At 59.3% G+C, this 1,045-nt stretch carries 1 protein-coding gene and 1 pseudogene; one reads left to right on the top strand and one right to left on the bottom strand.

Translation table 11 applies throughout. The features are described from left to right. Positions 1–360: GDSL-type esterase/lipase family protein (locus E5W70_RS32425; RefSeq protein WP_366509782.1), on the bottom strand; the 360-nt coding region annotated here is incomplete at its 3' end. Between the two features lie 327 nt (positions 361–687). Here E5W70_RS32425 and E5W70_RS32420 point away from each other — a divergent pair. Then, a pseudogene (locus E5W70_RS32420) lies at positions 688–1,045 on the top strand (ABC transporter substrate-binding protein); the annotation flags it as partial.

Raw genomic sequence — 1,045 nt, 5'->3', positions numbered from 1 at the left:
CGCCAGTTCCTTGATGTCGTAGACAAGACAGCCGATGCCCATCGCCACTTCCGAGGGCGGCTTGTTGAAGCGGATCTTCAGATCGTTGGTGCCGAGCATGATGATGACGAGGTCGAGCGTCGCATGGCTCTGCAGACAAGGGCGAAGGTAGGTTCGGCCGTTCTTGTGTGCCCCCTCGATCGGATCGTCGTGGACGGTGGTTCGACCGCTCAATCCTTCCTCAATGACATACCAATCGGGGCCGAGCTCAGCGCGCAGAACCCCCGGCCAGCGCTCATCGGGGCCGTAGCGCTCGAGCGGCCCCCTTCCCGGGATCTGGCCGTGCGTGTTGGAGTCGCCGTAACACAAGACTGATCGCATATTTTCCCGCCGGGACTGATCGCGCGCGGATGCAGGCGAGCGTCATTCATGATGGATAGAGGAGCGGCGAAAGGCAAGCACGGGAATAGTCATTCAACATGACTAACTATTGACAGGCCAAATTGTGTGTGCTTCTAAAGTGCCCGGAGGAGTTCTTAGCCGTCATCATCGTCCAGCCTCAGTTGGACCTCGACACGCACGTGTTCGGGGGCGGGAGATTTGCGTGCATCGATCGGACCATCTTCGATGACGAGCATGCATCGGGAGAGCGTCTCGCGGCTCGTGCACGTCCGTGTACGGCCAGAAGCAACTGCAAGGAGGAGTTCAATGTTAGGATTGCTGAAGACCGTCGGCCTGGGAGTACTCGTTGCGTCCGCGCTTGTCGTGACCTCCTTGGCGCAGGCCGAGGATGTCAAGCTGATGGACGGCGTCGCGCCGCGCCCTGACGACACGCGCATGACTGCAGCCGGTGCATTCAAGAAGGATCCCCCTTGGGTCATCGGAATGAGCGATTTCGGCGTCAACGCCAACACCTGGACGGTCCAGGTGGCGCATGAGGCGGAAAATGCCGCGTCAAAGGACAAACGTATCTCGAAGTTCATCCTGCTCGATGCGGGTTTCGATCAGAAGAAACAGGTGGCCGATATCGAGGATCTGATCGCGCAGCATGTCGACGCGATCATCG

The organism is Mesorhizobium sp. (genome assembly GCF_005063415.1).
In the GTDB taxonomy this organism is placed as follows: domain Bacteria; phylum Pseudomonadota; class Alphaproteobacteria; order Rhizobiales; family Rhizobiaceae; genus Mesorhizobium.
The sequence above is the reverse complement of the archived record's forward strand: the minus strand, read 5'-3'. Positions and strand labels throughout refer to the sequence as shown.